This is a genomic window from Gulosibacter macacae, assembly GCF_003865375.1.
Classification (GTDB): domain Bacteria; phylum Actinomycetota; class Actinomycetes; order Actinomycetales; family Microbacteriaceae; genus Gulosibacter; species Gulosibacter macacae.
Genome location: NZ_RQVS01000020.1, coordinates 1 through 23273 on the forward strand (window position 1 = coordinate 1; position 23273 = coordinate 23273).

General features: G+C 68.3%; 23 protein-coding genes. 10 read left to right on the forward strand and 13 right to left on the reverse strand.

Features of this window, described 5'->3' with window-relative positions:
- Positions 1 to 160: 160 nt before the first annotated feature.
- From EG850_RS12025 to EG850_RS12040, 4 genes are all read right to left on the reverse strand, one after another.
- On the reverse strand, positions 161 to 1324 hold the full coding sequence (locus tag EG850_RS12025; protein WP_124973807.1) for a thiolase C-terminal domain-containing protein: 1164 nt from the start codon (positions 1322 to 1324) through the stop codon (positions 161 to 163).
- Complete coding sequence (locus tag EG850_RS12030) at positions 1321 to 1746, reverse strand: Zn-ribbon domain-containing OB-fold protein (RefSeq protein ID WP_124973809.1); 426 nt, start codon at positions 1744 to 1746, stop codon at positions 1321 to 1323. The genes EG850_RS12025 and EG850_RS12030 overlap by 4 nt, the downstream gene beginning before the upstream one ends.
- A gap of 100 nt (positions 1747 to 1846) precedes the next feature.
- Entirely contained in the window at positions 1847 to 2866 is a 1020-nt protein-coding gene (locus tag EG850_RS12035) for a dihydrodipicolinate synthase family protein (RefSeq protein WP_124973810.1), read from the reverse strand.
- 15 nt (positions 2867 to 2881) lie between these two features.
- Positions 2882 to 3895 carry an ornithine cyclodeaminase family protein gene (locus EG850_RS12040; RefSeq protein ID WP_124973812.1) on the reverse strand — a complete coding sequence of 338 codons (1014 nt, stop codon included), beginning with the start codon at positions 3893 to 3895 and terminating at the stop codon, positions 2882 to 2884.
- Between the two features lie 109 nt (positions 3896 to 4004).
- Here EG850_RS12040 and EG850_RS12045 point away from each other — a divergent pair, with 109 nt between their 5' ends.
- The 7 genes from EG850_RS12045 to EG850_RS12075 all read left to right on the forward strand — a co-directional run bounded on the left by EG850_RS12045 (position 4005) and on the right by EG850_RS12075 (position 11674).
- Positions 4005 to 5381, forward strand: coding sequence for an aldehyde dehydrogenase family protein (locus EG850_RS12045; protein ID WP_124973814.1), 1377 nt, complete (start codon positions 4005 to 4007; stop codon positions 5379 to 5381).
- A gap of 52 nt (positions 5382 to 5433) precedes the next feature.
- Entirely contained in the window at positions 5434 to 6348 is a 915-nt protein-coding gene (locus tag EG850_RS12050; RefSeq protein ID WP_124973816.1) for a LysR family transcriptional regulator, read from the forward strand.
- Between the two features lie 130 nt (positions 6349 to 6478).
- The gene (locus EG850_RS12055; RefSeq protein WP_185715059.1) at positions 6479 to 7999 is read left to right on the forward strand and encodes a bifunctional 3-(3-hydroxy-phenyl)propionate/3-hydroxycinnamic acid hydroxylase; all 1521 of its coding nucleotides are present in this window, start codon (positions 6479 to 6481) and stop codon (positions 7997 to 7999) included.
- Positions 8000 to 8016: 17 nt separating this feature from the next.
- Positions 8017 to 8958, forward strand: a complete 942-nt coding sequence (locus EG850_RS12060) for a VOC family protein (RefSeq protein ID WP_124973820.1) — start codon at positions 8017 to 8019, stop codon at positions 8956 to 8958.
- A 7-nt stretch (positions 8959 to 8965) separates the two neighbouring features.
- Positions 8966 to 9679: an ABC transporter substrate-binding protein gene (locus tag EG850_RS12065; protein WP_124973822.1), complete on the forward strand. Its 714-nt coding sequence runs from the start codon at positions 8966 to 8968 to the stop codon at positions 9677 to 9679.
- A gap of 10 nt (positions 9680 to 9689) precedes the next feature.
- The gene (locus tag EG850_RS12070; RefSeq protein ID WP_124973824.1) at positions 9690 to 10976 is read left to right on the forward strand and encodes an NADH:flavin oxidoreductase; all 1287 of its coding nucleotides are present in this window, start codon (positions 9690 to 9692) and stop codon (positions 10974 to 10976) included.
- Positions 10973 to 11674 carry an EthD domain-containing protein gene (locus tag EG850_RS12075; RefSeq protein WP_124973826.1) on the forward strand — a complete coding sequence of 234 codons (702 nt, stop codon included), beginning with the start codon at positions 10973 to 10975 and terminating at the stop codon, positions 11672 to 11674. The genes EG850_RS12070 and EG850_RS12075 overlap by 4 nt, the downstream gene beginning before the upstream one ends.
- A 70-nt stretch (positions 11675 to 11744) precedes the next feature.
- Here EG850_RS12075 and EG850_RS12080 read toward each other — a convergent pair whose 3' ends face one another.
- From EG850_RS12080 to EG850_RS12115, 8 genes are all read right to left on the reverse strand, one after another.
- Positions 11745 to 12545, reverse strand: coding sequence for an ABC transporter ATP-binding protein (locus EG850_RS12080; protein WP_124973828.1), 801 nt, complete (start codon positions 12543 to 12545; stop codon positions 11745 to 11747).
- Positions 12546 to 12565: 20 nt separating this feature from the next.
- Positions 12566 to 13327, reverse strand: a complete 762-nt coding sequence (locus EG850_RS12085) for an ABC transporter permease (RefSeq protein WP_124973830.1) — start codon at positions 13325 to 13327, stop codon at positions 12566 to 12568.
- Entirely contained in the window at positions 13324 to 14133 is an 810-nt protein-coding gene (locus tag EG850_RS12090; protein ID WP_185715060.1) for an ABC transporter permease, read from the reverse strand. The genes EG850_RS12085 and EG850_RS12090 overlap by 4 nt, the downstream gene beginning before the upstream one ends.
- On the reverse strand, positions 14130 to 15110 hold the full coding sequence (locus EG850_RS12095; protein WP_124973834.1) for an ABC transporter substrate-binding protein: 981 nt from the start codon (positions 15108 to 15110) through the stop codon (positions 14130 to 14132). Before EG850_RS12095 ends, EG850_RS12090 begins: the two co-directional genes overlap by 4 nt.
- 200 nt (positions 15111 to 15310) lie before the next feature.
- Positions 15311 to 16339 (reverse strand): ABC transporter permease, encoded by a 1029-nt coding sequence (locus EG850_RS12100; RefSeq protein WP_124973836.1) that lies wholly within the window; start codon positions 16337 to 16339, stop codon positions 15311 to 15313.
- On the reverse strand, positions 16336 to 17007 hold the full coding sequence (locus EG850_RS12105) for an ABC transporter permease subunit (RefSeq protein WP_124973838.1): 672 nt from the start codon (positions 17005 to 17007) through the stop codon (positions 16336 to 16338). The genes EG850_RS12100 and EG850_RS12105 overlap by 4 nt, the downstream gene beginning before the upstream one ends.
- A 24-nt stretch (positions 17008 to 17031) precedes the next feature.
- Positions 17032 to 17295 (reverse strand): hypothetical protein, encoded by a 264-nt coding sequence (locus EG850_RS12110; protein ID WP_124973840.1) that lies wholly within the window; start codon positions 17293 to 17295, stop codon positions 17032 to 17034.
- Positions 17292 to 18659: a sugar ABC transporter ATP-binding protein gene (locus EG850_RS12115; protein ID WP_268878166.1), complete on the reverse strand. Its 1368-nt coding sequence runs from the start codon at positions 18657 to 18659 to the stop codon at positions 17292 to 17294. The genes EG850_RS12110 and EG850_RS12115 overlap by 4 nt, the downstream gene beginning before the upstream one ends.
- On the opposite strand from EG850_RS12115, the gene EG850_RS13335 reads away from it, so the two are divergent.
- On the forward strand, positions 18564 to 19568 hold the full coding sequence (locus EG850_RS13335; protein ID WP_268878165.1) for a substrate-binding domain-containing protein: 1005 nt from the start codon (positions 18564 to 18566) through the stop codon (positions 19566 to 19568). The two genes, EG850_RS12115 and EG850_RS13335, sit on opposite strands and share 96 nt — an antisense overlap.
- Positions 19569 to 19636: 68 nt before the next feature.
- On the forward strand, positions 19637 to 20563 hold the full coding sequence (locus EG850_RS12125) for a helix-turn-helix domain-containing protein (RefSeq protein WP_124973846.1): 927 nt from the start codon (positions 19637 to 19639) through the stop codon (positions 20561 to 20563).
- Between the two features lie 62 nt (positions 20564 to 20625).
- On the opposite strand, the gene EG850_RS12130 is transcribed toward EG850_RS12125, so the two are convergent.
- Positions 20626 to 22224 carry an FAD-binding oxidoreductase gene (locus EG850_RS12130; protein ID WP_185715064.1) on the reverse strand — a complete coding sequence of 533 codons (1599 nt, stop codon included), beginning with the start codon at positions 22222 to 22224 and terminating at the stop codon, positions 20626 to 20628.
- A 198-nt stretch (positions 22225 to 22422) separates the two neighbouring features.
- Here EG850_RS12130 and EG850_RS12135 point away from each other — a divergent pair, with 198 nt between their 5' ends.
- The gene (locus EG850_RS12135) at positions 22423 to 23199 is read left to right on the forward strand and encodes an SDR family NAD(P)-dependent oxidoreductase (protein WP_124973850.1); all 777 of its coding nucleotides are present in this window, start codon (positions 22423 to 22425) and stop codon (positions 23197 to 23199) included.
- The last annotated feature ends 74 nt before the right edge of the window (positions 23200 to 23273 follow it).

Consider the following 23273-nt stretch of genomic DNA (forward strand, 5'->3'; position numbering starts at 1 on the left):
ACCTCACAGCCGCTCTACACCCTCATCTGGGAAGAGCCGTTTATCGACGATGGCACTGCCATCACGCCATCTCAGCGATAACAACACTGCGCTACGTGTGGGACGAAGCTGGCGCGGGGGTGCGTCTCGCCCCCGCGCCGGCCCGGGCCAACGGAACGGCTCAGGGCAGTTCGTTCGAGAGGATCACCGTCGCCGCGGCGCTAAACATCGCGCCGACGCCCTGCACGAGGCTGGTGGTGACGCCCTCGACCTGCACGCACGCCTCGCCGCGCAACTGGCGCACTGCTTCCTGCAGCGCGAACATGCCGTACATGCCGCTGTGGGTGTACGAGAGGCCGCCGCCGTTCGTGTTCATGGGGAGTGTCCCGCCCGGTCGGGTGTGCCCGTCGGCGATGAAGGCTCCCGACTCGCCGAACCCGACGAACCCGAGATCCTCGAGACCGTAGAGCGGCAGGTGCGCGAATGCGTCATAGACCATGAGGTGGTCGATGTCTGCCGGCCCGAGTCTGGCGGCTCGGAATGCATCGGCCGAGGATCGGCGGAACGCGCCGAAGCTGCCGAGGTCGTCCATTTCGACGATGAGGGTTGATTCGGCCGACTCACCCGAGCCGAGTACGTGCACGAGCCGATCTGCATTCCGCATCGATCGTGCTCGAGCGGCGCTTGTGAGGATGAGCGCGCCGCCCCCGTCGGTGACGACGCAGACCATGTCCTTGGTGAACGGGTAGGCGAGGTCGCGCTGCGCGAGCACCTCGTCGACCGTGATCGGTTCTCGACGGGAGGCCCGCTCGTTCGGCATCGCCCACTCGCGCTGCGCGACGACGACCTCGGCGAGGTCGCGGCGATGCATTCCGCGCTCTTCCAGGAAGGCGAGCACTGGGGTGGTGAACGTCGCGTAGGGCGCAATAGCGCCGTACACGTCTTGGAACTGTCCGGTGACCGTCGAGAAGTCCGTGCCAAACGGAAGCGGTGGCGCGGCGATCATCGATCGTCCTGATTCCCCATGGGTGATGAGCACGACCTCGGCGGCGCCAGTCGCGATCGCTGCGGCCGCGTGCCGAATGTGCGCGATGAAGCTCGTGCCGCCGATGTGCGTGCCGTCGATCCATCGCGGCCGGATGCCGAGGGCATCCGACACCTCCCACGGGAACACCGGACCGGCGGTCGCCACGCCATCGACGTCGATCGGACGGAGTCCTGCATCCGCGAGGGCGTTGCGGGCGGCCTCGCAGTGGAGGCCGACGTACGATCGGTCGGGCCGCACTCCGACCGTTGTGGTCTCGGCCGCCCCCACGATCGCGACGGCACCTCGGTGCATGTTCATCGGCGTGCCTCCTCGACCGCGGGGTGAAACATCGGCAGCCACTGCTCCCCGCGGGTGACGAAGTCGACCTCGAGGGGCATGTTCAGGACGAGCAGTTCCGGATCGGGATCGACGCCGATGAGATTCGTCATCATCCGTGGCCCCTCGTCGAGCGTGACGATGGCGATGATCTGGGGCTCGGTCACCTCGAACATCGGCAACGGCCGGTGGTTGATCACGTAGGACGACAGGCGCGCGCGTCCCGACACGACGGTCCACTCGACGGCGTCGGAGGCGCAAGTCGGGTCGGGGCAGAACGGGCGAGGATGGAAATAGTGCTTCCCGCACGCCGTGCAGCGCTGGATGCGCAGTTCACGTCGCGCGGTGCCTTCCCAGAACTCCCGCGTCTCGGGGGTGGGGATGGGGGCTGGAGCGGGTGCCATGGGCGGCTCTCTCGATCGGTGCGGTGACCGGCGCGGCCCGGCGCGCAGCGTTGCCTGGCCGCGCCGGATGGCGCAGGTTGTTCGGGGAGGGGGAGGCCGATCAGGCCTGCACTCGCCCCTTGACGAATTCGCTGTCGGGGAGATCGGTGACGGGCAGCCCTGAGGCTTCCAGTGCCGACCGCGCCTGCTTCATGAGTCGGTCGGGGATGCGGGGGGCCGAGGCACGGAGGGCGCCGCCATTGAATCCGGCGAGCCACTCCTGATACTTCCAGCCGGTGCGGTTGATGACCGTGGTGCCCACCGCCGAGCCGGTGAGGATGGCGGTGTTGGCGGCGCGGGCGGGCGCGACCTGCCACCACAGCTTCATTGCCGCCTCCCAGTCGCCGCGCTGCGCGAGCTCGAAGGCGCGCGGGAAGTAGTCGCTCATCCAGTTGGTGTTCGACGTACCCGAGAACTGGAAGTCGATCACCGACATGAGTGGGATCGTCTCGCTTTCGATCGGGCAGGAGATGATCACCTCGTCGCTGAAGTGGTGCTGCATCTCCATGATGCCGCCGATGGTGGGGTAGCCCTGCTCCGCCTTGATCGCGACGATGTTCGGCACGGCGTCGAGCAAGCTGCGCACGAACGGCACCGGCATGCCGGCATTGTCGATGCGTTCGAAGCCCCACGCCGGCAGGCCGAACAGCATACAACCGAGGTCGGTCGAGTCGGCGAGCGCCTTCGTGTAGTCGAACACCTCTTGGTGGGTGGTTGGCCAGAACGTCGTCGGGTACGACATGAGAACGCTGTCGACGCCCTCGGCCTCCGCGAGCTTGAGTGCCGAGATGTTCTTCTCGAGCGTGTCGAACGCGGCGTGGAAGAACAGCTGGAAGTCAGGGCCGGCTGCTTCGCGCGCGACCGCGGTGAACCGCGCGTTCTCTTCGGGAGTGATCGCGAGCTCGGTCACGAGGAGCGTCCCGGCGAATCCGAGTTCCTTGAGCTTGAGGATGTCGTGGCGGATCGCATTCTCGTTGAGTCGCTCGAAATCGGGTGTGTACGACGGCATCGTGACGGCGATGGCACCCTTCCAGTGCTCCTTCGCCCAGGCGCGAGCCTGATCTTTGGTGTAATCGACCATGAGTTCTTCCTCTACTTACTTTGCGGTGGTGACGATTCCGACGGGCAGGTCGGTGCCGAGGCCCCGTTCGCGAGCGAGATCGACGAGGGCCTCGGCCACGACGATGTCTTGCAGGCCTGCCCCGGTGGACTTGTAGATTCGAATGCCGCGCGTCCGATCGATCTCGCGCTCGCCGAGCAGCACGTCGTTGAGCGAAGCGGTGAGCGCATCGACATCGACGCCGGCCGCGCGGGCGGCGAGCATGTCGCCGCTGCCGTGTACGACCTCGTCGACGCCGTCGGCCACCACGAGCGCGGCGCGGGCAAGGAGTTCGGCGGGGAGCTCGCGCTGGCCCGGTGTCGTCGATCCGATCGAAACGACCGTCGCGTCGGCGCCGATCCAGTCGGCCTCGACAGTCGGGGTCTCGTCTCGCGAGCGGGCTGCGCACAGCACGAGGTCGGCGTCCCTGACCGCCACCTCGGCCGAATCGACCGCGTGCACGGGCACGCCGAGCTCGTCGGCGAATCGCTCGGCGAACGCGACTCGGTTGCGCGGCGTGGGGCTGTAGACCCGGATCTCGGACAGTTCGACGACTTCGGCAAGGGCCGACGTGTGCGACTGCGCCTCGAACCCGGAGCCGACGACGGCGAGCACGAGCGGACGCTCGGGTGCGATCGTCGCGGCGCCGACGGCGCTGGTCGCTGCGGTCCGCAGACCGGTCACCCGATTGCCGTCGACGAGCGCGACGAGATCGGCGGTCTCCTTGTCGAAGAGCGAGATGAGGTAGCTCACGCGCAGGCCGTCGGCGAACGAGCCGTTGATCGACTTCGCGCCGAACAAACGACCACTCGTCGGGACCGAGGGCATCGTTCGCTGCCACTCCCGGCCGCTGTCCGCGAAGATGCGACCAGGATTGCGCGCATCATCGACCGGGGCCGAGTAGGCGGCGCGGATCGCGCGGATTGCGCTCGGCAAATCGGCGAGTTCGGCGACATCGGCGTCGGTGAGGAACAGCGTGGGTGCGGCGGGGGGCCGGGTGTCGGTGCTCACGTGTCACTCCTTCGTGATCGTGGGGTTCAAAGTCGCTCTTTAAACACGATACGTAGCGTATCGCATTGCGCTATGCTGGGCAAGACATCCACTCGACGAGGAGCGCAAGATGGCGATCGCGACCGTGAACCCCACCACCGGCAAGACCGAGATGCTCATTGAGCCGCACTCCGCGGCCGAGGTCGACGAGCGCATCGGGCAGGCGCACGCGGCTGCCGCAGAGCTCGGTCGAACGACATTCGAGCAGCGCCGTGCCTGGATGCACGCTGCGGCGGACTTTCTCGAGGGCCACGCCGAGGGTCTCGGCGAGCTCATCACGGTCGAGATGGGCAAGCCGATCGCGCAGTCGGTCGCTGAGGTGCGCAAGTCGGTGAAGGCGATGCGCTTTTACGCCGATCACTCCGAGACGTTTCTCGCAGATGTGCCGCTCGACGATCCTGCGCGGGTCGGCGCGTCAGCGGCCTGGTCGGTCTACCAGCCGCTCGGCGTCGTGCTCGCCGTGATGCCGTGGAACTACCCGATCTGGCAAGTCGTCCGCTTCGCGGCGCCAGCGCTCATGGCCGGAAACGCGGGGCTGCTCAAGCACGCGTCGAACGTGCCGCAGGCGGCGATGCTGTTCGACGACCTCTTCGAGCGCGGTGGTTTCCCGAAGGGGTCGTTCCGCACGCTCCTCATCGGCGGCGGCGAGGTCGCGCGCGTCATCGCTGATGACCGCGTTGCGGCCGTCACCCTCACCGGCTCCGAGTCGGCAGGGCGCTCGGTTGCGGCGACGGCCGGCGATCACCTGAAGAAGGCGGTGCTCGAGCTCGGTGGTTCCGACCCGTTCGTCGTGCTGCCCTCGGCGGACATCGCGGAGGCGGCGAAGACCGCGGTGGCGGCTCGCGTCAACAACAACGGCCAGGCCTGCATCGCGGGCAAGCGCTTCATCGTTCACACCGACGTCTACGAGGAGTTCGCCACCGAGTTCGTCCGGCGCATGTCCGAACTCGTGGTCGGCGACCCGCTCCGCCCTGAGACGGAGGTCGGCCCGATGGCTACCGAGCAGGGGCGGCAGGACGTCGTCGATCTCGTCGAGGACGCCCGGGCCAAGGGCGCGACGATCCTCACCGGCGGTACGCTGCACGACGGTCGCGGCTGGTTCTATGCACCGACCGTCATCGCCGATCTCCCGAATGACGCCAGACTCGTGCAGGAGGAGGCCTTCGGTCCGGTCGCATCACTCTACCGCGCGTCCGACGTCGGCGACGCGCTCCGCATCGCGAATCAGACGACGTTCGGCCTCGGGAGCGCCGTGTGGACGAATGATCCGAGCGAGCAGGAGCGATTCACCCGCGAGCTGGATGCCGGCGCCGTCTTCATCAACGGCATGACCGTGTCGTACCAAGAGCTGCCGTTCGGTGGCATCAAACGGTCGGGATTCGGTCGCGAGCTGGCCGAGGTCGGCCAGCGCGAGTTCTGCAACTTGAAGACCGTCTGGAAGGCCTGACCGGAGCGGCGCGTTCGATTCGGCCGATCGGCGGGGAACCGAGGGCACCCTCATGGACTACAACCTTCTGCGGCCGTTGAGGGCGCTTCTCGAGGAACGCAGCGTCACCCGTGCCGCCGAGCGCCTACACCTGTCGCAGCCGTCGATGTCAGGCGCTCTCGCGAAGCTCCGAGCTCACTACGAGGACGAGCTGCTCGTGCGGCGCGGCAATCTTCACGAGCTCACGCCGCTCGCCGAGCGGCTGCTCGGCGTGCTGCCCACCGCGATTTCCGAAGTCGACCACGTCCTTCGGCTGCAGTCGGGTTTCGAGCCCGCTTCGAGCGAGCGCACGTTCGTCATCGCCGGGGTGGATGCGGCCATCGCGCGCGTCGCGCCGCCCCTCCTGCAGCTGGTCGCCGCGGAGGCTCCGGGAGTTCGGTTCGAGTTCCCGGCCGTCGACGGCCGACTCGTCGCGTCCGTGCCCGATTCGCTTCGCACGATCGACGGGGCCGTCCTTCCGCACGGGTACGCGTCGGGACTCGCGCGTCTCGATCTCCCGCCCGAATCCTGGGTGTGCTTGGTCGACGCCGAGGCGGGGGAAAAGGGGCTGCTCGATCGGCCGTGGGTCGAGACCATTCCCGCGCGAGAAGGCCTGCCGCCCGCGGCGATGCAACTGCGGATGCGCGGCATCGAGCTCGTGACCGTTGCGGCGACCCCGCACTTCTTCGTCCTGCCGTCGCTGTTGATCGGAACCGACCGGGTGGCGCTCGTGCCACGCGATCTTGCGGAGCGCGTAGTCGCGAACATCGACCGATTGCGGATGGTGGCGACGCCGGTCGAGCTCGAGCCGATTCGCGACGCATTCTGGTGGCACGGCGATCACGAGCGCGATGAGGGCCATCGGTGGCTCCGCGGTGCCCTCGCGGTGGTGCGGGACGGGCTCATCGGCGGGACCGATGGCGACTATCGCGGACTCGATCTTCAGTGATGATCAGTCGCGTGCGAGCCTGAGTGCAGGTCGCACGCGACGAGGGTCGAGACGGCGCATGGATGCTGACAACTGGGCCTTCCATGGGTAAGATACGAAACGATACGTACTGGACACAAGGAGGTGTCTGGTGGTGGAAGCAATTGACGTGGACGTCGTCGTGATCGGCGGCGGTCCGGCGGGCGTCGCGGCGCTCGCGCAACTCGGCGACGCCGGACTCACCGCAATCGGATTCGAGCGGGACGCCGACATGTGGCCGACGGCTCGCGCCGTGCACTTCGATGGCGAGACGATGCGCTCACTGCAGCGTCTCGGCGTCGCTGAACAGTTCGCGGGCATCACCGTGCCCATGCGAAGCGTCGAGATCATCAACGAGGCCGGCGAGGTGCTCGTGCACGCCGACACCGATCGCCTCGGCTCGCAGGCGTGGAGTGATCACATCAGCTTCCATCAGCCCGACATCGAACGGCTCATGCGCACGGTGGTCGACGCCGCCGAGGGCGTCGAGCTTCGTCTCGGCCATCGGGTGACCGGGGTCCACGAAATCGACGGCGCGGTGAACGTCCGCACCGTCGACCGCGAGGGTGCAGAACGAGTCACGGTCGCCCGCTGGGTGATCGCCGCGGACGGCGCCCGCTCCGAGACGCGTCAGCGGCTCGGCATCACCGGTGAGAAGTTCGGCGAAGATGCCCAGTGGCTCGTGGTCGACGGCCAGCTCGTCGACGCGCCGGGCTACGCCGCCGACATGGTGCAACTCGGCGCCTACACGCGACCTGCGCTGTGGCTGCGGCTCCCCGGCACCCGCGTCCGCATGGAGTTCATGCTCATGCCGGGTGACGACCCCGACGAGATCGTGACGCCCGAGGCCATCGAGCGGCTCAGTCGCGGGGTGCTCCCCGCGGACCGGTTCGCGCCCGATCGTCGCGCGATCTACACCTTCCGTGGCCGGATTGCCGAGCGTTGGCGCGACGGCCGCATCTTCCTCGTCGGCGACGCCGCCCACCAGGCCCCGCCGCTGTTTGGTCAGGGTTTGTGCGCCGGCATGCGCGACGTCGAGAATCTCGTCTGGAAGCTCGACCTCGTGGCGCGCGGCAAGGCCGACGAATCGCTCCTCGACACCTACGAGAGCGAGCGCAAGCCCCACGCCACCTACTGGGTCGAGACCGCCGCGAACCAGGCCGTCATCATCCAGACCACCGACCCGGTGGTCGCCGCCCAGCGCGACGAGTTCATCAAGGCGCACCCCGAGGCCTCGGCCGAGCCGAGTGCCCCGCCGCTCGGCCCCGGTCTCCACGAGGGCGACCGGGACGAGCGCGCCGGCCGCCTCGGGATGCAGCCGATCCTCGCCGATGGGGTGCGCCTGGACGACATGGTGCGCCGCCGTTTCCTCGTCGCGACCACGCGCGAGCTCTACGACGGGCTCTCCGACGACGTGAAGTCGATCCTCGACGCCGATGACGAGACCGTCGTGCTGCTCGACCCCGCCAAAGTGTCACAACTGCTCGACGACGTCGGCGCCAGTGCCGTCGTCCACCGACCCGACCACTACGTGCTCGGCGTCGCCGACACGCCCGCCGACCTCGAACGCCTCGTGCGTCGCATCCCCACGCTCGCCCCCTCGCCCGCCGCGGTCGCGGCCCAGGCCAACTAGTCCCATTGGAGATCGTCATGTCGTTCAGCCCGATAACCCACATCCGCCACTTCGACCTCGCCGTGCCCGACTTCGATCAGCAGGTCGAGTTCTACAAGAACCACTGGGGCCTGACCGTGCAGCACGACGACGGCGACGTCGTCTACTTCGCCGCCGAGGGCTCGCCCGAGCAATACATCACGCGCGTGCGCCGCTCGCCCGACAAGCGGCTCGACCTGGTCGCCTTCGGCGCGGCGGATCGCGCCTCGGTCGACCGGCTTGCTCAAGAGCTCGGGTCCAAGGGCATCCGGCTCGTGTCCGAGCCCGGCGACCTGCAGACCCTCGGTGGCGGCTACGGCTTCCGGTTCTTCGACCTCGAGGGCCGCACCATCGAGGTGTCGGCGGAGGTCGAGACCCGCAAGCACCGCAAGATCGAGGAGCGCGAGTCGATCCCCGTGCGGCTCTCGCACGTCGTGCTCAACTCGTCGCAGCCCGAGAAGATGCTCGCCTGGTACGAGGAGCACCTCGGATTCCGGCTTTCCGACACGCTGAACCACCCGCACGTCGGTGACCTGTTCTACTTCCTGCGCTGCAACTCGCAACACCACTCGATGGCGATCGCCCGCGGGCCGCACGCGTCACTCCAGCACGCGTCCTTCGAGCTGCGCGGGCTCGACGAGTACATGCGCGGGAGCGGGCGGATGATTCGCGCGGGGTACCGGAAGATCTGGGGCCCGGGCCGACACGCGGCCGGCGACAACACGTTCACCTACTTCGTCGACCCGAACGGCAACACGATGGAGATGACGACCGAGCTCGAGATGATCGACGAGGACACCTGGCACCCGACGATCTTCGACGTGCAGGAGCCCGAGACTTCCGACCAGTGGGGCACCGGCGGCGACATGGACGAGTTCATCTCGAACGAGATGTTCAACGACTCCGACAACGCCCACCTCTTCGTCGCCCCTCCCGTGTGAGCCCACGGTGACCGTCCGACTGTCCTGCTTCGTGACTCCCGCGCCGCTGATTGCGGCGCGGGAGCGCGGTCTGCTCGACCATGTCGACCTCGTCGAGCTGCGCTCGAGCGGCAGCCCCGGACAACTGCGCGGTCTGCTCGACGGTGAGCTCGACGGCGCGGTGACCGCGATGGACAATCTCTTCGCGTGGGTCGGGGCCGGCACCGAGCTCGCGCTCGTCGGCCAGGTCGAGCCGACCACGCCGCTCGCGTTCATCGCGCGCGGCGGGCTGCAAGACCTCACCGACCTTGCCGGCCGACGCGTCGCTGTCGACGCCTTCGACAACGGATTCTCCCTCGCCGCCCGTCACCTGCTCGCCGAGCACGGTATCGAGCCCGAGTGGCACGAGGTCGGTGGCGTGCGCGAGCGGTACGACGCGCTCATCGCCGGCACGACCGATGCCACCCTGCTCGGGCCGCCGTTCGATGATGATGCCCTCGACGCCGGTTGCGAGCTCCTCGCCCGGGTGCAGGATTCGCATCCCGCGTTTCCTGGCCAGGGGCTCGTCGTGCGCGCCGACCGCCTCGGAGACCCCGAGGTCCGTGCCGTGCTCGGGGCGCTCGTGGCGGGCGGTCTGCTGCCCGTCGACCCCGCCGGTCTGGACGTGCTCGTACGCATCCGTCGCGAACTCGGACTCCTCGCCGACGACGTCGGTTTTCCCACAATCCTCCGATCCCCTTGAAAGGTCAACGATGACGAACCCTGCTGCCGTACTCTCCACGCCCTGGAAGATCAACGGCCTCACGATCAAGAACCGCTTCGTACTCAGCCCCATGGCGGTGCTGCAACCGACCGAGGACGGCCGGCCGAGCGATCAGTCGATCGCATTCCTTGCGCGGCGCGCCCAGGGGGGTGCCGGGCTGCTCATGGTGGGCGGCGGCGCCGCGACCGCGCGTGGTGTCGCGGAGGCCCCGTTCCAGCCGCTCATGCGCTCCGACGACGATCGATTCATTCCCGGTCTCAAGCGTCTCGTCGATGCCGTCCACGAGTATGACGTTCCGGTGATCCATCAGATCTTCCCCAGTTTCGGTGCCATGGGCATCCCCGGCGAAGGGCGGACCACCCGAGCCGCGAGCCCGAAGCCCGTGCACATGGGGGCACCCCGACTGCCGAACGGTTTCTACATCCCCGGCGGGCGCACGAACCCGACGCCGGTCGAGATCACGAAGGACGAGATCCGCGAGGTGCAGGAGGCCACGGTCGCCGCCGTCCGCCGCTGCAAGGATGCGGGCTTCGATGGCATCGAGCTGGGGGCGCACATGCGGTACCTCTACTCGTCGTTCCTTTCGCCGCGCACGAACTGGCGCACCGACGAGTACGGTGGATCGGCCGAGAACCGTGCCCGCATTCTCGTCGACACGATCCGTGCCCTTCGCGCAGAGGTCGGCGACGACTACCCGATCGGTGTCCGGATGAGCGTCAACGATCACCTTCCCGACGGTCAGGGCCCCAAGGGGTACGCGGAGGTCGCCCAGTTCATCGCTGCGGCGGGCGTCGACTACATCGCGCTAACCGACGGCAACTACGAGTCGATGGATGCGAACCTGCCACGCGAATCGGGGGCGATCCTCAGTCACGGCGAGGCGCAGATCTTCCGCGAAGCGCTACCGGATGTGCCGCTGCTCATCAGCAGCACCTACGACCCGCAGCAAGCGGCCGACGCGGTGGAATCCGGCATCGTCGATGGCTTCATGCTCGCGCGCCAGTTGCTCGCCGACCCCGACTTCCCGAACAAGGTGATGACCGGGCGCACGAACGACATCATCTGGTGCGACCACAACAACTCGTGCCTTCGCCGTCTCATCTTCAACGTGCCGGTGACGTGCTCGAAGAACCGCGAGACCGGGCGCGAGTCGGGCGCAGCGGCGCGCAAGGCGACCCTGCAGCAGAACGTGCTCGTCGCGGCAGCCGGCAATCCGGCGCTCATGGGCATCGCCGACAAGCTCGCGTCGGCGAAGAACCGGAAGGCGAACGCATGAATCAGCAGCCGGCCTACAAGCTTGTCATCCTGCTCGCTCGCGACCCCCAACGCGACCGCCACGACTTCGCCGCGGAGTTGCTCGAACTCGAGCGCACCGCCCCGATCGCCGCCGCCGGGCTGTTGCGCAGCGTCGTCACGACCGGTCTCGCCGCGGTGGACCCGGCCGACGAATCGCCGTTCGACGCCGCGATCGAGACCTGGTGGGCACGTAAAAACGATGCCGCCGACTGGGTCGTGTCGCGTGCCTTCGAGTACGAGTGGCTCGCGCCACGGATGCGGCTGCTCGCAGCGTTGCCGCATGCCATCGCCGGCGAGCCGGGTCGGCGCTGGGAGGCGGAGGAGCCGTACCCGGAGGGCGCCGTGCAGCTCATCGCGCTCACCACCGCCGTGCGTTCACTGCGGAAGGACGAGTTCGCGACCGCGTACGCGCGGCACGCCGACCTCGCGCTCGCAGGTGAGGAGTCGACGGCACGCATCGCCAGCCTCGAGTTCACGACCGCTCCGCTGGCACCGCCGTCGCGATTCAGCGCCGACCGCGATGACGGCGTCGGCACGATCGTGTTCGCTTCGGCCGACGCGCTCGCCGCTGAAGTCGCGAGCGAGCACTACCGAGACGTCGTCGCCCCCGACGCGGCGGCGTTCAGCCACGCAGCCAACTCGGATGTGATGGTCGGGACGCCGACCGTCATCGCCTGATCCCTGACGATGGCACAAGGGGGCGGGCACCTGGATCGGTGCCCGCCCCCTTGCTCGTGCCGCGAGCGCGTCAGTTCGCGGCCGTGCTGCCCGCACTCGCGCGCATGATCATCTTGTGGATTCGCTCGCGCAACTCGAGATAGTCGGGCCGTGCCTTGGTGGTGAGCTGGTCGCGATCCGGGCCGAGCGGCACCGGGATCGTGGCGGCGACCGAGGCGGGTCGCCCGAAGAGCACGACCACCTGATCGGCCAGATAGACGGCCTCGTCGATGTCGTGGGTGACGAGGACGATCGTGACGCCGAGCCGGTCGCGGATCGAGAGCATGAGGTCCTCGAGATCGGCGCGCGTCTGCGCATCGACCGACGCGAACGGCTCGTCCATGATGAGCACCTCGGGGCGGTAGGCGAGTGAGCGCGCGATCGCGGCGCGCTGCTGCATGCCGCCCGACATCTCCCACGGGTAGAGACGGCCGTTGCCGGCAAGGCCGACCTGCTCGAGCGCCTCGGCGACCCGTGCGTCACGCTCGGCTCGATCGAGTCGATAGCGTCGCAGCGGCAGCGCGATATTGGCGTCGACGCGCATCCAGGGCATCAGCGAACGGCTGTAGTCCTGGAAGACGACGGACACTTCGGCCGGCGGTTCGGTCACGACGCGACCGTCGACGCGTACTTCGCCCGAGGTCGGTTCGATGAGGCGCGCGAGGCAGCGCAGCAGCGTTGTCTTGCCGGTACCGGAGGGGCCGACGATGCAGACGAATTCACCGCGATCGGCCTTGAAGGCGAGGTCGCGGAGGACCTCTTTGTCTCCGTACGACTTGCCGAGTCCGATGGCCTCGAGCTGTGGGACATCGGTCGCCGTGGTGGTGTTCATGGTGGCGGTCACTTCCTCGTTCATGCGCGCGACAACCGGTGCCACGACAGGACGTAGTGCTCGACGACGAGCAGGATGATGTTGAGCAGGTAGCCGATGATGCCGAGCAGCAGCATGCCCGACCACATTTCGGGCAGCGAGAACTGACGCTGCGCCTGCAGGATGAAGAACCCCATTCCTGCTGACGAGCCGAGCATCTCGCTGGCGACCATGAGGATCACCGACACGGCGAGGCTGGCGCGGATGCCGGCGAAGATCTGCGGGGCGGCGGCGGGGAGCACCATGCGGAAGATGCGGTCGACCGGTCGCACGCGGTTGGAGCGCGCGACATCGAGCACGGCGGGATGCACGCCGCGCACGCCGTCGATCGTGTTCAGCAGGATGGGCCACAGCGCGCCGAGGACGATCACCAGCACTCGCATGCCGAGGCCGAGACCGACGAGCTGGATCGCCAGCGGGAGCAGGGCGACGGCGGGGAGGTACCGGAGGAATTGCAGCGCGGGACCGACGGCGTTCGCGACCCGGCCATTGAGGCCGAGCGCGACCCCCAGCGAGACGCCGAGCACGATCGAGATCCCGAGTCCGAGGCCGATCGCTGCCATCGAGGGCGCGACGTGCTCGGGCACGAGCGAGAAGATCCAGAGCTCGAGGAACGTCTCGAGGATCTCGGGGAGCGGGGGGAAGTAGATCGACGTGCTCGAGGCGCTCGCGAACCACCAAAGCGCGATGAGCACCACCGGCAGAACGAGGGGGAGCAGGAAGCGTCCGGCAAACGTTCTCATGCGTGCTCCTTGCGATGTGCGGGGTGCCAGCGCAAGACGACCGACTCGAGGCGCTCAAACAAGGCGTTGATGCCGACTCCGAGCAGGCCGGCGAGCAGGATGTAGGCATACATCGTCGGGGTCGCGTCGCCGAGGCCGGCCATCACGATCGACTTGCCGATGCCGTCGGCGGGGATGACGATCTGAGCGCTGATGGTGACGAGCAGGCAGATCGCCGCGGCGAGCCGCACGCCCGTCGCGATGTACGGCGCCGCAGAGGGGAGCAGGAGCCGGAAGAACCGGTCGAACGGACGGACCCGGAACGACGTGAAGGTGTCGCGCGCGACGGGGTCGGTGTCGCGCGCGCCGTACACGGTCTGCATGATCACCGCCCACACGGCGCCGAATGCCGCGAGCAGCACCGTGCTCGGCAATTTTGACCCGAAGAGCAGCACGACGAGGGGCACGAGCACGAGCGCCGGGATGGTGCGCATGAAATCGAGGACGAATGAGGAGATCCGATAGGCGAGGCGGCTCATGCCGAGGGGCAAGCCGATGACCACGCCGAGCACGACGGCGATGCTGAAACTGATGCCCCAGCTCGCGATCGTCAAGCCGAGCGGCTGCCAGATGGCGCCGGTCGCGATTTCGGTGACGAGCGCGCTCACGACCGCGGGCGGAGTGGGCACAGCGCCGATCGAGCCGGCCGCAGCGGCGAGCCACCAGACGGCGACGAGTCCGGCGAAGACCAGCACCTGGGCGAGCCGCCCTCGTCCGCGGGGCCGGACGCGGCCCCGCGGACGAGGGCGGACGATCGCGGTGGTCACGGCTTGTGCCAGATCAGGCCCGAGGTGTCGAACTCCTCCTCGATGAAGCCGTACTTGACGAGGATGGCACTCCATGCCTCCAGATCCTCAACGCTCAGGGATGAGTCGTAGCGGCCGAGCACCGCGTTCTCGATCGCGGCTTCCGAGAGCGTGGTGAACTCTGGCAGCACCGCACGGACCGACTCCGGGTTGTCGTTCGAGAAGTCAGCGGCCTCTTGGATCGCGGCGGTGAAGCGTTCGATCGCCTCGGCGTTGGCGCCGAGGTAGCTTTCGCTCGCGACCCACGTCATCGCGTTCATCCCCCCGATGCCCTCGGTGAACGGTTGCGCGACGACCTCGAGTCCCGCGGCCTTCGCGTTCGACAGGAACGGGTCGACGATGAACGCGGCGTCGACGCGTCCCGCCTCGACCGCAGCGACCATGTCGGGGTAGGCGAGTTCGACGAAGTTCACGCTCGCAAGATCGACGCCCGCCTCGTCGAGCAAGACGCGCGTGGCGAGCTCGGGGCCCGACTTGAGGCCGACGATCGCGATCGTCGTGCCGGCCAGGTCGGTGACGTCGGAGATACCGCTGTCCGGCTTGACGACGATCGCGGTCGTGTCCTCCGCGGGGTCGGTCGGATAGCGGTCGCTGCCGCTCACGATCTGGATCGGCAGGCCCTTGGAACCGGCGGTCACGGCGGCGACGGCGTTGATGAGCGCGACCTGGAGTTCACCGTTGATGAGCGAGGGGATCGCGGTCGACGTGTTCTGCACGACCACCGGGGTCACGTCCAGGCCGTGACGTTCGAAGATCCCTTCTTCGATGCCGACGTAGACGTTGGCGGCATTGATGATCGGGGTGATGCCCACGTTGATCGCGATGACATCGTCGGCGCCGGCATCTGGCGTCGAAGGGGAGGTGCCCGCGGAGCAGCCCGTGAGGGCGAGCAGGGCCGCGGCAGCTGCGGCGAGCGCGGTGAGGCGAGTTCTGAGCACGGGGTGACACTCCTTCGTGTCGTTGCGGCGGGGGACGTGCGTCCACGGGCCGAATCATTTGGCGCGGACCATTAGGTACGGCACGTATCATATCATAAGTTTGTGTCCCTGCGCCGTGCCCCCATTCACGGCGAATGGCGTGAGCGAGCGGGGCAGGTGCCGTCGCCGATCCCCGCCCCACCTGAATATCCCCGTGCCGCTCAGAACCGATCGCGCACGTGCCGCTCCCGGCCGTAGAGCGCCACGACGGAGATGATGATGATGCCGTAGACGATGCGCGTCTGTGCCTCGCTCATGCCTTGACTGATGATGATCGTCGAGAGCACCGTAAGGATGAGGGCGCCGAGCGCGGTGCGCGTGAAGCCGCCTCGGATCGACCCGAAGGTCGTGCCGCCCACGAGCACTGCGGCGAGACCAGAGAACAGGTACGGCTCGCCGATCGTCATCGTCCACCCCGCCCCGAAGGCGGCGATGAACATGCCCGCGAGCCCGGCGAAGGCCCCGGACGCCGCGAACACGCCGGCCCAGACGGCCCCGGTGCGGATGCGGGTGAGGCCGGCCGCTCGCGGGTTGACGCCCGTCGCATAGAGGCGACGTCCGGCGACCGTCTTCGAGAGGAACAGCCACAGCAGCACGCCGAGCACGATCACGATGACGACGACGGGCGGGATCGGGAGGCCGAAGGTCGTCCCCGTGAGCTGGGCGAGCGCCTTCAGCTCTTGCGGCGGCTGGCCGTTGTAGTCGCCGCCTGCGAGGAAGAGCGATCCGCCTGTCAGTGCCACCCCGAGCCCGAGCGTGATGACGAGCGGCTCGATGCGATAGCGGTGGCACACCCAGCCGACGAGGCCGCCGATGCCGCCGCACACGACGAGCACCACCACCATGGCGAGCGGCGTCTGCCACCCGAGCCGGCTCGTGGCCTGCGAGGCGACCATGGCGCCGAACGTGACATAGCCCGCGATCGCCATGTCGAGCCCGCCGAGGATGACGACGAGGGTCTGCCCCATGGCGGCGAGGGCGAGCAGCGACGCGATGGTGAGGATCGAGACCGCGGCGATGGGTCGCTCGAGGAAGGCGGGAACGAGCATGACGAGCACGATCGACATTGCAATGAGGATCGCGAGCTGCACGAGCGGGGTTTCGAGCAGCACGCGACGCAGGCGCTGCGCTCGGGGCGGATCGTCGACGGGGAGGGTCAGCGAACGGGTGACGGGAGTGAACTGGTTCATGACCTGCTCCTTGCGCGACGGGGGTTGAGGAGAGTGGCGCCGATGAGCACGCCGACGACGAGCACCGCGCCGTAGGCGAACTGCACCATGGCGGGGTCGACGCCGAACGCGGTGAGGAGTTGCTGGACGAGATAGAGCACGAGCGCGCCGAGGAACGTGCCGAGCAGGCCGCCCCGCCCGCCACCAAGCGCCGTGCCGCCGAGCACCGCGGCGGCGAGGCCGAGGAGCGCGTAGGTCGTGGCGAGTGAGGCCTGCGACGACTGCAGCAGCGCGCTCAGCGCGATGCCGGCGACGCCGGCGAACACGCCGCCGGTCGTGTAGGCGAGCGTGCGCACGACGGTGACGTTCACGCCAGAGCCGTAGGCTGACACGTCGCTTTCGCCGGTGGCGAGGAGGTTGCGCACATACGCGGTCCGGCGCAGGCCGAACCACATCAGGGCCACGATGCCGATCGTGATGAGCGCCCCGGGGAGGAATCCGATGCGTTGGGAGAGCCCGCTCGACCAGTTCTCGGGCGCGCCCACCGGCGATTTGGAGATCGTGATGGACAGGCCGACGAGGATGAAGAGCATGCCGGTCGAGGCCACCACGGGGTGCAGCCGGACCACGGTGACGAGCAGGCCCGTGATGGTGCCGATCGCGGCGGCGGTGACGAGCACGATGGGAATCGCGAGGTACCACTCGCCGAGCCCTCACGGCAGGAGGACCGCGACGAAGAAGCAGTTGATGAAGGTCGCGAGCGGTCCCACCGAGACGTCGATGCCACCCGAGAGGATCGGGGGAGTGGCGGCGAACCCGACGAGCACGAACGGTGCCAGCGTCGCGAGCGTTGCCGGCAGTCGCTCGGGGGCGAGGAACGACGGACTCACGATCAGGTTGATGACGAGCAGGACGGCGGCGAGGAGGCCGGCGAAGGCCCACGAGCGGGTCTGGAGGAAGTCGAGGAAGCGGGTCATGCTGCAGCTCCGGTCTCGTGGCCGAAGTAGGCCGCGACGACGGCCTCCGTCGTGAGTCGGTCGCGAGGGATCTCGGCGAACACGGTGCGATCACGGAACACGAGCACTCGGTCGACGAGTTCGACGAGTTCGTCGACCTCGCTCGAGAGCATCACGACGCTCATGCCGTCGGCGCAGAGTCGTTCGAGCGTCGCGTAGATCTCCCGCTTGGTCATGATGTCGACGCCACGCGTGGGGTCGTTGAGCAGCAGCACCTTCGGATCGGTCGCGAGCCACCTCGCGAGCAGCACCTTCTGCTGACTGCCGCCGGAGAGGCTCGAAATCGGATCACCCTGATCGGCGAGTCGGATGTTCAGCGCTTTCACGACGTCGGCGAACCGCTCGGCCATCCGTTTGACGTCGAGGAACGGGCCGTTGGTGTCGAGGCGCATCGTCGGCAGGGCGAAGTTCTCCCGGATCGACATCGTCTCGAACAGCGACTCGCCACGGCGCTCGCGAGGAAGGTAGGCGACGCCGATCTTCGATCCGTTGCCCTGGTGCACCTCGATGTCGGGAGTCAGGATGCGGATCACCGCGCCCTCGCCGCCCGCGATGCCGCCGAGCCGCTTGAGGAACAGATCCTGCCCGTGGCCCTCCAGTCCCGCGAGTCCGACCAGTTCGCCGCTGCGCAGCTCGAAGTCGACCGGCTCGGCGTCGGGATGGAGCCGCACGCCTTCGGCGCGGAGCGTGACGGCGCCGAGCTCGCGGTGCCGCTCCTCACGCTCGAATCGTCCCGCCGTGCCGGTCATGTCGCCGACGAGCCGCTCGATCGACAGCTCGTCGCGGGTGACGTGCGACACCGTGCGACCCGAGCGCAACACGGTGACGGCGTCCGAGATCTCAGCGACTTCGTCCATCCGGTGGGAAATGAACAGGATGCTCGTGCCCTCCGCGGCGAGTCGGCGCATCTCGGTGAAGAGCCGGTCCCGCGTGAGCACGTCGAGCGCGGCGGTCGATTCGTCGAGCACGAGCACTCGCGGCTCGCGGACGAGGGCGCGCACGATGCAGACGGCCTGCCGCTCGGACAGCGAAAGCGTCCCCGCGGGGCGGTCGAGGTCGATGCCGTCGACGAGCCTGCCGAGCACGTCGGCGGCGATGCGTCGTTGCTCCTGACGGCTGCGGCGTCTCGTGAACACGCCATCAGCGCCGAGCCAGATGTTGTCGAGCACCGACTGATTCGCGGCCGTGAGCACCTCTTGGAACACCACGGCGATGCCGTGGTCTGCGGCGTGGCGGGGGCTCCGGAAGTCGGCGGGCTCGCCGTCGAGGGTGAACTCGCCCTCGTCGGCACGGCGCCCGCGGCTCCGTTCATCGCCGTGTACCAGGAGGCGCTCGCCGCGTCGCTCGAGAGCGCCGGTGTCGAGATCGTGCTCAACGTGGCGCCGAACGATCCGTCCGACGTGCCCGGGCAGCTCCAGCAGTTCAGCCAGGCCCTCTCGCTGAACCCCGACATCATCTTCCTCAACCCGGTGGCCCCGGAGCCCGCGATCGATCTCGTCAACGAGGCCCACGCGGCGGGCATCCCGGTCGTCTCGCTCGTCGTGCCGATCGACAGCCCCAACGCCGTCTCCGTCGTCTACAACGCCGTACTCCAGTCGATGACGACCGCGTCGTCGCTCTTCGGCGCGATCGGCGGCTCGGGCGATGTGCTCGAGGTGACCGGCGTGCCGGGTATCCCGAACCAGCTGTTCTGGGACGCGGGCCGCGATCATGCGCTCGAGCTCTGCCCCGAGATCGAGATCGTCGGTTCTGTGCAGGGCCTGTTCCAGCCGCCGTTGGCGCAGCAGGCGGTCGTGCAGTACCTCTCGACGAACCCCGCGGGCGTCGACGCCGTCATCCAGACGGGCACGATGGGCTGGGCGGTGCGCGACGCGTTCGTGCAGTCGGGCCACGAGGTGCCGCCGATGCAGGACGTCGGCGCGTCGCAAGGTATGGCCGCGTACGCGGCGCAGCATCCCGACTACCTCTACTACGGCTCCATCACCCCGCCGGTGTCGATGGCGCAGGGCGCCGCGCAGATCGGTCTCAAGATCCTGGCGGGTGCCGGGCCGCGGGTGAACCAGGTCGTCTGGGCGCCGCACATCATCGACAGCAGCACGGTCGGCGACTTCGTCGACCCGTCGTGGACCACCGACGACGGCACCGACCTCACCTCCGACGAGGTGTACTTCACCGACGAGCAGACCGCCGAGTTCTTCACGAACCCGGAGCTCGGTCCGCAGAGCGCGGAGTAGGGCGCGGTCGAGGGCGGATCGGCCGGGCGCCGGTCCGCCCTCGAGGCGTCCCTCACGGAGGCTTCCTCATGACGATGGTGCTCGACACCCGCGCGGTCGCACCCGCCGAGCGCGCGGCGTACTGGACGGCGGGAATCTCGAAACGGCTGTTCCCGATGCAGGTCGACTCCCGCAGCGCCGTGTCGTTCGACGCCCGCCTCACCGGCGGCGAACTCGGCCCGATCACGATCTCGGCAATCAGCGGCGGGCCGCACCGCGTGGGACGAACGGCGCGAATGATCGCGAACGCCGATCCCGAACGGTTGCTGTTCTACCTCGTGCGCCGGGGGGAGTGCGTGCTGGAGCAGGCGGGCCGTGGCTGCGTGCTGCGCGTCGGCGACCTCGCGGCGCAAGAGACCTCCAAACCCTCCCTGTTCGAGGTGACGACCGGCTTCGAGATGCTCATGCTCGCGGTGCCGAAGTGGTTCCTCGGCGACGTCGCGCGACACGTCGCCGAGCGCACCGCGACGCGCGCGGCGAGCACCGACTCGCCACTGCTGCGGGTTTCGTCGCCGCTGCTCGCGGGGCTCGAGCGGGCCGCCGACGGGAGCGGCTTCGCGAGCGCCGAGGCCGAGTCCGCCGCTCGCATGCTGCTGCCGTTGATCGGGGCGATCTACGGCGAGCCCGACGGCCCGTCGGCGCGAGGCGACGAGTTGCGTGAGCGGATGCGTCGCTTCGCTCTCGCGAACCTCCACGACCCGCAGCTCGGTCCCGAACGTCTCGCCAACGAGCATTTCGTCTCGGTGCGCTACGTGCAGAAGCTGTTCGCCGCCGACGGCGGCGTCTCGGCGTGGATTCGCGAGCGACGGCTCGAGGGCGCGGCTCGCGATCTGCTCGAGAGCCGCCTCACGGTGGCCAGCATCGCCGTGCGGTGGGGCTACTCCGACGCCGCGAGCTTCAGCCGTGCCTTCCGCCGCGTGCACGGCGTTTCTCCGCGGGAACTGCGCGCAGCTTGAACGACGGCGAGAGGCGGCCCCCGCATCCGACGGATGCGGGGGCCGCCTCACGCCGTGCGGGCCTACTGCTTCGGGAAGCCCTCCTCGCGCAGGCGCGAGCCCCAGATGCCCGACTTGCCGGGGGCGATGATGCCGTTCGGGTCGAGCGTGTCCTTGATTCGCTCGTTGAACCGCCGCTGGGCGTGATCGTTGAAGCCGAACTGGTCGGCGGCGAGATCCATGAACGACAGGTGCGCGCGATACTCGCCGTACCCCATCTTGCCCGCCCTTGCGACCATCTTCTTGGCCGCCGCGTAGGCGTTGTCGACCTGTTCGGCGTTCTTCGTGTCGAAGGGGATGACGTTGATGAACGTCGTCGACCGGGCGTTGATCGGCAGCAGGCCGCCGAGGTAGTCGATGCCCACCTCGGCGCACATCTCCTCCATGAGCTTCTGCGCCTCGGCCGCGTGCCGGGACGTGAGCGGGATGACGGGGGAGAAGTCGACGTGTCCGCCCTCCTCGCCGCCCGACCACGAGGCCATCTTGTAGAGGTCGATGTTGGGCACGCCGATCATGATCTGCTCGTGCGGGTTGGGAAGCGTCTCCCACTCGTCGGCGCCGTACTTCGCTCCGATGATCTCGACGGTGGGGATCTCGAGGAACCGCGCGCGCAGTCGGGCGTAGTTGTGGTCGACGACGGCCTCGTCGCCGTAGAGGGCGAATCGCATCATCCAGCGGCCGAGCTGCATCTCCTCGGCGATCTTCTGGATGATCTCGTCGGGCATCTGACCCGGGCCGTCGTACCATTCGGCGCGGGTGGTGAGCATCGACGCCATGATCAGCGTGTTCGAGAGCTGCGGGCGCATGTCGATGACGCCGGCGAGCATGAGCTCTCGAAGCGCATCAATGACAGCCGGCAGTTGCGAGTCGTCCCAAAGCTTGAGCCACAGTGGCATGTAGACCTCGGGCTTCGGCATGAGCCAGTAACCCATCTTCGTGACGATGCCGAAGTTGGACTGCATGAACATCTCGGTCGAAGTCGGCCCGAGGCCCCGCTTGTAGAGCGGCCAGGTCGGGTTGTCGTCCATGGCCCCGTTTCCGGTGCGGATCAGGTCGCCGTCGGGAAGCACGACCTCGAAACCACAGTGGGAGGCCTGGTCGATCGAGTAGGGCATGTAGGTGAGGCCGTGGTCGAGGGTGTTCGACACGACGCCGCCCCATCCGACGTCGACGATCGAAGCCACGAGGTCATGGCCGCCCTCTTTGATCGCGGCGTGCAGGTCGATCCAGCTCACGCCGGGCTCGACCATCGCGTAGCCGAGCTCTTCGTTGATCTCGAGCACCTGATTCATCTCCTTGAAGGAGAGCATCACGGTGCCGCGCACCTGCGGGGCGGCCCCGCCGTAGCCGTTGTTCTTGCCGCGCCCGATCGGCCACAGGGGAATGCGGTGCTCGTTGGCCAGGCGCACGATGGCTTGCACGTCCTCGGTGCTGCGCGGGCTCACGACCGCCGATGCGAGGTTCTCGGCGGTGCCGGGCACTTGGTACGGGTCCTGGAACTCTGCGAGCACCTCGGGGTCGGTGGTGACCTTCTCGGCGCCGATCGCCTCGGCGAACGCGTGCAGGGCCTCGTCGAGCCCGGCCTCGGTGACGCCAGGAGGGGTTGGTCGTTCGTTGGTCATGATGTCCTCACATCTCTTCGTTGAGCGAGCGGATGTCGCGGTCGACGACTTCCGGTGTAGCCGGGTGCGGGACATGTTCGGTGCGACGGTGCATTCCCGGCACCATTCCGTGCAGTTCCGGCACGAACGCGGTCGCGAGCGTCGCGCCGCCGCACACTGGTGCGCACTGACCGCGATGACGTGCAAAGGAGAACGAACATGTCGGAAGGACGCCTCGCAGGCAAAGTGGTGCTGATCACCGGGATCGGCAGCGGAATGGGTCGAGTGACGGCGGAGCTGTTCGCCGCGGAGGGCGCGACGGTCGTCGGATGCGGACTCAGCGCGGAGGGCTCGACCGAGACGGCGCGCCGCATCGAGGCGGCGGGGGGCATCATCGATGCGACGGCGCCGGTCGACCTCTCGGATCGAACCCAGGTAGCGGCATGGATCGACGGGGCTGCCGAACGGCACGGCCGCATCGACGTGCTCTACAACAACGCGAGCATGCCGAAGTTCGGGCCGTTCGCCGACCAACCGGTCGAAGATTACGACTTCACGATCCGCAATGAACTCGACCTCGTCTGGCACGCCTGCCAACTTGCGTGGCCGCATCTCGCCGCCGTCCGGGGGGCCATCGTGAACATCGCGTCGGTGGCGGGGTTGCAGGGCGCGCGGGCGCTCCCGCAGGCCGCCCATGCGGCCGCGAAGGGCGGCGTGCTCGCGCTCACGCGCCAGCTTGCCGCCGAGGGGGTCGCCGCAGGGATCCGCGTGAACTCGGTGTGCCCGGGCGTGATGGGGACGCCGCCGATCCTGCGTATGTACGAGGAACTCGGCGACGCCGCTCCCGTCGCCTCGATCGTCGAGCGCACGATCGACGGCCGGCCGGGGGACCCGAAGGCGGTCGCCTGGGCTGGGCTCTACCTCGCCTCGGACGAGGCGACGTGGGTCACCGGGGCGAACATCGTCGTCGACGGCGGGGCTGGCGCCTACATGTAGGGCGAACACCGGTCACCTCGGGCCGCCTCGCCTCGAGGGGCTCGGGGTGTCTCATTGACAGGATGCGATGCGGT

Excerpts from the sequence above, each read along its gene's own strand:
- EG850_RS12025 (WP_124973807.1), bottom strand. The coding sequence starts at position 1,324 with ATGAACATGCACCGAGGTGCCGTCGCGATCGTGGGGGCGGCCGAGACC.
- EG850_RS12030 (WP_124973809.1), bottom strand. The coding sequence starts at position 1,746 with ATGGCACCCGCTCCAGCCCCCATCCCCACCCCCGAGACGCGGGAGTTC.
- EG850_RS12035 (WP_124973810.1), bottom strand. The coding sequence starts at position 2,866 with ATGGTCGATTACACCAAAGATCAGGCTCGCGCCTGGGCGAAGGAGCAC.
- EG850_RS12045 (WP_124973814.1), top strand. The coding sequence starts at position 4,005 with ATGGCGATCGCGACCGTGAACCCCACCACCGGCAAGACCGAGATGCTC.
- EG850_RS12050 (WP_124973816.1), top strand. The coding sequence starts at position 5,434 with ATGGACTACAACCTTCTGCGGCCGTTGAGGGCGCTTCTCGAGGAACGC.
- EG850_RS12060 (WP_124973820.1), top strand. The coding sequence starts at position 8,017 with ATGTCGTTCAGCCCGATAACCCACATCCGCCACTTCGACCTCGCCGTG.
- EG850_RS12070 (WP_124973824.1), top strand. The coding sequence starts at position 9,690 with ATGACGAACCCTGCTGCCGTACTCTCCACGCCCTGGAAGATCAACGGC.
- EG850_RS12075 (WP_124973826.1), top strand. The coding sequence starts at position 10,973 with ATGAATCAGCAGCCGGCCTACAAGCTTGTCATCCTGCTCGCTCGCGAC.
- EG850_RS12080 (WP_124973828.1), bottom strand. The coding sequence starts at position 12,545 with ATGAACACCACCACGGCGACCGATGTCCCACAGCTCGAGGCCATCGGA.
- EG850_RS12085 (WP_124973830.1), bottom strand. The coding sequence starts at position 13,327 with ATGAGAACGTTTGCCGGACGCTTCCTGCTCCCCCTCGTTCTGCCGGTG.
- EG850_RS12100 (WP_124973836.1), bottom strand. The coding sequence starts at position 16,339 with ATGAACCAGTTCACTCCCGTCACCCGTTCGCTGACCCTCCCCGTCGAC.
- EG850_RS12110 (WP_124973840.1), bottom strand. The coding sequence starts at position 17,295 with ATGACCCGCTTCCTCGACTTCCTCCAGACCCGCTCGTGGGCCTTCGCC.
- EG850_RS12125 (WP_124973846.1), top strand. The coding sequence starts at position 19,637 with ATGACGATGGTGCTCGACACCCGCGCGGTCGCACCCGCCGAGCGCGCG.
- EG850_RS12130 (WP_185715064.1), bottom strand. The coding sequence starts at position 22,224 with ATGACCAACGAACGACCAACCCCTCCTGGCGTCACCGAGGCCGGGCTC.
- EG850_RS12135 (WP_124973850.1), top strand. The coding sequence starts at position 22,423 with ATGTCGGAAGGACGCCTCGCAGGCAAAGTGGTGCTGATCACCGGGATC.